Source organism: Colwellia sp. BRX10-1 (assembly GCF_014077545.1).
Taxonomy (GTDB): Bacteria; Pseudomonadota; Gammaproteobacteria; order Enterobacterales; family Alteromonadaceae; genus Colwellia_A.
Genome location: NZ_JACGWC010000021.1, coordinates 64,779 through 71,505 on the forward strand (window position 1 = coordinate 64,779; position 6,727 = coordinate 71,505).

At 34.7% G+C, this 6,727-nt stretch carries 5 protein-coding genes; all 5 read left to right on the plus strand.

Annotation, left to right across the window (positions count from 1 at the left end; genetic code table 11):
- The first annotated feature begins 27 nt into the window (after positions 1–27).
- The 5 genes from pgi (at position 28) to H4J75_RS15225 (ending at position 6,333) form a co-directional block, all read left to right on the plus strand.
- Positions 28–1,680 (plus strand): glucose-6-phosphate isomerase, encoded by a 1,653-nt coding sequence (gene pgi / locus H4J75_RS15205; RefSeq protein ID WP_182222605.1) that lies wholly within the window; start codon positions 28–30, stop codon positions 1,678–1,680.
- Between the two features lie 185 nt (positions 1,681–1,865).
- Positions 1,866–2,012 (plus strand): hypothetical protein, encoded by a 147-nt coding sequence (locus tag H4J75_RS15210; protein ID WP_182222606.1) that lies wholly within the window; start codon positions 1,866–1,868, stop codon positions 2,010–2,012.
- A 974-nt stretch (positions 2,013–2,986) separates the two neighbouring features.
- On the plus strand, positions 2,987–4,267 hold the full coding sequence (locus tag H4J75_RS15215; RefSeq protein ID WP_182222607.1) for a GGDEF domain-containing protein: 1,281 nt from the start codon (positions 2,987–2,989) through the stop codon (positions 4,265–4,267).
- Positions 4,227–5,063, plus strand: coding sequence for an ABC transporter substrate-binding protein (locus H4J75_RS15220; protein WP_182222608.1), 837 nt, complete (start codon positions 4,227–4,229; stop codon positions 5,061–5,063). The genes H4J75_RS15215 and H4J75_RS15220 overlap by 41 nt, the downstream gene beginning before the upstream one ends.
- A 799-nt stretch (positions 5,064–5,862) precedes the next feature.
- On the plus strand, positions 5,863–6,333 hold the full coding sequence (locus H4J75_RS15225; RefSeq protein WP_182222609.1) for a type II secretion system protein: 471 nt from the start codon (positions 5,863–5,865) through the stop codon (positions 6,331–6,333).
- Positions 6,334–6,727: the final 394 nt, after the last annotated feature.

Genomic DNA, 6,727 nt, shown 5'->3' on the forward strand with positions numbered 1-6,727 from the left:
ACTCATACTTACTTACCTAGGATCGACATGCAATCTAGAGAAAATCTCAATAGTTGGCAGCAATTAACCCAACATGCACAGCTAATGAAAAATCAACATATGAAGGACTTATTTGCAAAAGATAGTCAGCGATTTCGTAAGTTTTCAATAAAACTGCCTTCTATACTATTAGATTATTCTAAAAATGCGATCACAGAAGAAACTATTACGCTATTAACCAATCTAGCTAAAGAGTGTGAAGTTGAAAAATGGCGTGAAAAAATGTTTAGTGGTGAACGTATTAATAAAACTGAAGATCGTGCTGTTTTGCATACAGCATTAAGGGATCGTTCTAAAAAACCACTTTGGGTAGATGGTAAAAATATTTCAGAAGATATTGAAAAAACACTAAAACAAGTTAAAAAATTTAGTGATGATATTCGTCAAGGTTTATGGCGAGGATATTCGGGTGAGCGTATCACCGATATAGTAAATATTGGCGTTGGTGGTTCTAATTTGGGACCTCAAATGGTGACCGAGGCATTAAAAAGGTTTAGTGATAACTGCGTTAACGTCCATTATGTGTCGAATGTTGATGGCACCCAAATAGCCGAAGTCCTTCGACCATTAAACCCAGAAAAAGTGCTATTTATTGTATCCAGTAAAACATTTACCACGACAGAAACCATGTTAAACGCTAAAACAGCGATTAAATGGTTAACTGCGTCATCATTTGATCAATCAGCTATCGCAAAACACTTTATTGGCGTTACTGCTAATAAAGTAAATGCCATGAAGTATGGTATAGCAGAAGCAAACATCTTTGATATGTGGGATTGGGTTGGTGGACGATTTTCGTTATGGTCTGCTATCGGGCTTCCTATCGCTATTAATCTTGGTTTTGATTGTTTTAGGGAGTTACTTGATGGTGCTTATGAAATGGATTGCCACTTTTGTGATACACCGATAGAACATAATATTCCGGTGATATTAGCATTATTAAGTATATGGAATTGCACTTTTTTAGGTGCTCAATCTCAAGCCATTTTACCTTATGATCAATCCTTACATATGTTGTCGGCTTATCTGCAACAAGCAGAGATGGAAAGTAATGGTAAATCGGTGAACTGGGATGGTGAAACTATCAATTATCCAACCGTTCCATCAATTTGGGGGGAGTTGGGTATTAATGGTCAACATGCTTTTTATCAATATTTACATCAAAGTAATAACATTGTTCCCGCCGACTTTATTGGCTCGGTTGAAAGTGTTACTCCTATAGAAGGCCATCATGAAGCCCTCATGTCTAATTTTTTCGCGCAAACTCAAGCTTTAATGCAAGGTGTTAATGAACAACAAGTTAGGGACGATTTAACAGCAAAGGGACGAACACCTAGCTACATAGATAAAGTCGCTCCCCATAAAGTACATAAAGGTAACCGGCCAATCAATACTTTATTAATGAATAAGATTTCGCCATTTACGCTCGGTACTTTAATTGCAATTTACGAACATAAAATATTTGTTCAAGGCATTATTTTGCAAATATGCTCTTTTGACCAATGGGGAGTTGAACTGGGTAAAGGTTTAGCCAGTAGAATAGAAAGCGAGCTTCACAATAACTCGATCGATCTCGCTCACGATAGCTCTACCTGGAATCTTATGATGCATTATGAAGAGGTAAAAAATCGCACCAAATAGAAAAACATCTAGTATTACCAAAAACATATTTTACTTTAGATACAGAAGGTTATGAATAAATATCTTAACAACTCGATAAATATAGAAAGTAGTGCACAAATTATTTTAAAACGTGTCCAGGAACAATAAACGTTGAGTTAAGCGAATCGCTAAAAGACCTGAAACAAGCAGGTGCAACAGTATTATTGACACTGATGTTTGATGAAAAGATGACAGAAAATCACATAGAGTTAGTTCCACAATTGTGCAAAAAACAAGAAATTACTGGGTTACAGTTACCTATAGTCGATGATGATGTGCCAAATAAAGCATTTGAAAATAAATGGAAGTAATATCAAACACTCATATTAGCTACCATTATCAATGGAGGCTTTGTAACAATTCACTGCAAAGGTTGTAAAGGGAAAACGGATTAGTCGCGGCAATGATTTTAACTTGCTACGACTGGCCAATTTAAAAGGTTCGGCCTGAAACCTTAAAAGTCAAAGAACAATTAGCTTTCCAAAAAAAAGGGAGGTGGAGTTATTTCCAAAGGAGTATAATCAATAATCAATAGGTTAAACTACGCTCAAGTCGGCACACAGGACCTATCTCGGTTTGTGCCCTAAACCGCTTTAGAACGATTAAATTTTTAGTAGACAAAATCATGTAAATTGACTGTCTGCTTTCAGTAATTTTAATCAATATTAAATATTTGTTTTTCTAATTCACGTTGAGAAATCATAACAACTTTATTAACTTTGAAAGGGCTAATTTATCGGAAGAATTGTCGCTTTAATTTAAAGCATCAATCACTGCAAGTCGCATTACTAACAATAGTAATTCGTTAATCCTAGCGTCGGCCTCAAAATCATAGCTGCTAGTCAAGAATCATTCTGTAACGCTAATTTTTTCCACAAAATCAGACTTAAATTATCACTAAAATCAATTCGAATTTAGATTAACTTCAGATACTAAAATGGACATTCAAAATCTTTGATTTTAGAGTTTTCTTTGTGATTTTCGACAATAAAGTTTACACCAATAACAGAAGTTATTTAACAAAACGGACATTGTGATATTTTAAGCTGATTTACACTTTTGGTTACCCCAAGATATTGTTGAAAACCATTTAGAAACTTTAAAGTTTTGTTTGATTATATCTTCAAGATATTGTGATATTGAGTGCTATGAGCAGTTAAACAATACAATAGTTAGCTAAACAATAAAGGAGACAATTAACCGATTTAGATTACTATTCTTACATTGAGCGCATAAGTCATTTAATGTTAATCTAAGTTTCAAGCTTATCAATAAGTAGTGTTTAATGTTTGCACGTTTTATTCGCCCCAATAATCTATCAAAAAAAATGATGCGGGTTATCTTTACTATTTATTTGAGCGTAACTTGTCTTATCACAAGTATGCAGTTCTTGGCCGAATATTTGAAAACGAAGGATTCAATATTAACTGAATTGAAACAGTTGGAAGAAACAGTCCACAAACCTATCTCAACAAGTTTGTGGCAATACAATCATAATCAATTAGATGCTCTCATCGCAGGACTTGTCAAAATGCCAATTATCGAGGGTGTTGATATTCTTGATAAGAATGCCAAAAGTATTATCTCTAAAAGAGCTTACGCTTTGACATCGCCCCCCTTATCCATTTTTGATACCACATCAGACTTAAATTGGACGCTTAATGAACAAAATATAATGCTTGGAACGGTTATCCTTTATTCATCGTCAGAAGTTATTTTAGATCGTGTTTTGTTCGGCTTTTCCTTAATTGCAATTACGGAAATCATCAAGTTATCTATTTTGTTTTGGCTGTTTATCTGGGCGTTCGATCGCTACTTAGCAAGTCCCTTGAAACAATTAATGTCGCAAGTGAATGAGGTTCAATTGAGCCAAAACATAAATAAACGTATTAACCTGTCGAACATTGAAAATAACGAACTCAGTCAACTTCAAGAACATATAAACAATATGCTCTCTGCCATAGAGAAAGATCGAAAACTATTATTAGAAGACGAACAAGCCAAGCGAAATTGGTTAGAAAAAGCTGTTACAAAGCGAACAGAAGCCCTACAAATATTGAATGAAAAACTCAAAGTTCTAGCCACCAGGGATTCTTTGACTGACACATTAAATAGGGGGAGTTTCTTTGAAGCTGCGCAACATTTGCTCGATCTTTCACATCGCCAAAAGTCGCCTGCATCTTTTTTATTTATGGATTTAGATCACTTTAAAATAGTCAATGATACTTATGGGCATTACATTGGTGACAAAGTACTCATTCATTTCACTACTACACTTCAAAAGTTTTTAAGAAAGTCTGACCTTATTGGGAGAGTTGGCGGAGAAGAATTTGCCATATTTCTCTCTGATACCGGAATTGATGACGCCTTTCTCATTGCTGATAAAATAAGGAAGGAAATTGGCAGTTCTATTTTAGACATAGAGGGTAAAAAAATTACTTATACTGTGAGTCTTGGCATTGTGTCAACAGAGCCAAAAGACCATTTAATTCAAGATTTATTTAAACGCGCTGATTTAAAACTTTATGGCGCAAAAGATAAAGGCCGCGACCGTGTTGAAAAATGAAAAAATTCACAAGCTATTGTTACTTGTAACCTTATTCATAGGAAACAGTATAGTTAATATAAGTCATGCTACGACATTAAAAGTTTGCTATGACCAATGGCCTCCGATGACAATATTTCCATCAGAAGCATCTTCTGCGCGTGGCTTTGTTATAGATATATTGCACGAAATATACACATCAAAAGGTTATAAAATTGAATATTATGAAGTCCCTTTGGCAAGAGGGCTAGATATGGTAGCAAATGGTGATTGCGATATGTTACCAGAATACCTATTTTCAAAAAATTCAGAAAAAGATTTTGAATATGCTACTCAAGCAACTTTTTCATACACAGCAGCCTTTATCGTTAGGCACGACGATCCTTGGATCTATAATGGTGTAAAATCTATCAAAGGAAAACGTATCGCAACGGGGCCAGGCTGGGACTACAGTTCATTGAGTGTCGACTATCAAAATTACATCACTAATCTGAATAATGCGAGTTTTGTTGAAGTACTCTCTGGTAATGATGATGTAGTTGAACGAATTTTACACATGATCAAAGAAAGTAGAGTCGACTTATATGCTGATAATATACTTGTTCTTCAGTACGTTATGAATAGACTAAATTTGAATGATGAGCTTAAGATTGTTCAGCCCGGCTTAGAAAAAAAAATGGTTGAAATGCCTATTTTCTCAAAAAAAATTCCAACAACAAAAAGACAAGAACTTATAAAAATTTGGAATGAAGGGCGTTTATCAATAAAAGGTAAAAAAGAAGAAATGTTTATCAATAAATATAACGTAACATTTTAATAAATCGACAGTCCGTTGAACGCTTACCTTCCAAAGTTACTAAGACACCCATGATAACTTTTATTTTTGATTTTTTAGATGAGTTAGGCAGTATCATCCCATATATATCGAGAGCGATAGTAGGTAGTTATGTTTATTATTAGATATGTACTCGTGATGCTGTATTGTATTTGCGTTTATAACTTTTCAAGAAGCAATAGAAGTTTTAATAATTGGTTATTCGATTATATTTCCCCTAGGCAACAAGCTAGCATGCTTAAAAATTGTGGAATACAATGGTTGTTACTGGATTTTGAAGGTTCCAAAAATACAGAATCTTTAAAAACTTGTTTTGAAGAGTTTAGCGAAGAAATTTTTAATAGCCCTAGACTTTCAAAAATAACCCTACGCATACGCAACAGTATGAAAGAATAAAAAGGATTAGAATAGTTTAAAATCACAACGGTGAACGACCCCTTGTGGCCCCCCCTAGAGTTGACCTAAAAACTGGAAAATATTAGGGTCTTCATAGAGAGAAAAGTTATCAAGACACCCATGATAATTCTTTATTACCTCATACCCACATTTATGATTCAATTGAATCAAACAGCTATAAAAGATAGGATAATAGAATTAACTTCAAGTAAATATAAGTTATTTTATTTTTATTTAAATAAGTAGGCTGAAAATTATAAAGCCTCGTTACGATTAAAAACTTGTTAGGAACGGTCTTTTTTCGTGCCTCTACTGAAAGGTCTCTTATACACAACTTTCAGGCTGTCATTAATAGTATTTCTTTAATTTTTTGGAATTAATCCATATGAAAAATCAATCTGGTTTCACTCTGATTGAACTTGTAGTGGTTATTGTTATCTTAGGGATTTTGTCAGCGGTAGCTGTTCCTAAATTTATAAGCATACGAAGTGATGCTCAACAATCCGCAATGGATGAATTAAAGGGCGCCTTAGAGTCAGCTAGCACGCTAGTTAACGCTAAGGCCATAGTTGAAGGACTTGGTAATTTACAAGATGCAGAACTATCATCAGGAATAAAGATTCATTGGGGGTATCCTTCCAATACACAGACAAACATAAGATTAGTTCTAGATTTCACTGAAGGCGCTGATTGGGAGTTAACTGGTTCATCACCAATTATTTTTACATTTTTGAGTGATACAGAAGGTATGCTGGCTGATGCTATAAAAGCAGATGATACACTTTGTAAGCTGACCTATAAGCAAGCTAATAAAGGTCAACGACCAGTAATTTCCATTTCAGGTTGCGCCGACTAATTCCCGAAAGCATGTGCAACAGTGAGAATTACTACGCCAGCCATGATAATGCTACACAATAATAATGCTCTGAAACACGGCTATCCATTGGTCAAAAACAATGCATGTACTTTATCTTGTAAGCCTTTGCATATCGATTTTTATATGTTTTGATTAAATGAATGAATTTCAGGCAAGCTTTACTTCTCCCCCAAGGTAGCTGTATTTTTCTTGTGGTTATCTTGCGGTCTTTGCATGTAGCTATGTTTACGCGCTATTCAAACAAGCTTGTATTAGGCGACAATTAGCTTGGCCGGGTCGCGACAATTAGGTTGACCGGTTTTGGTACACTTTAGATATATCAAATTCAATAGAGAAAGATATGTCTGGAAAACCCATAACCAAGCAACAGGTT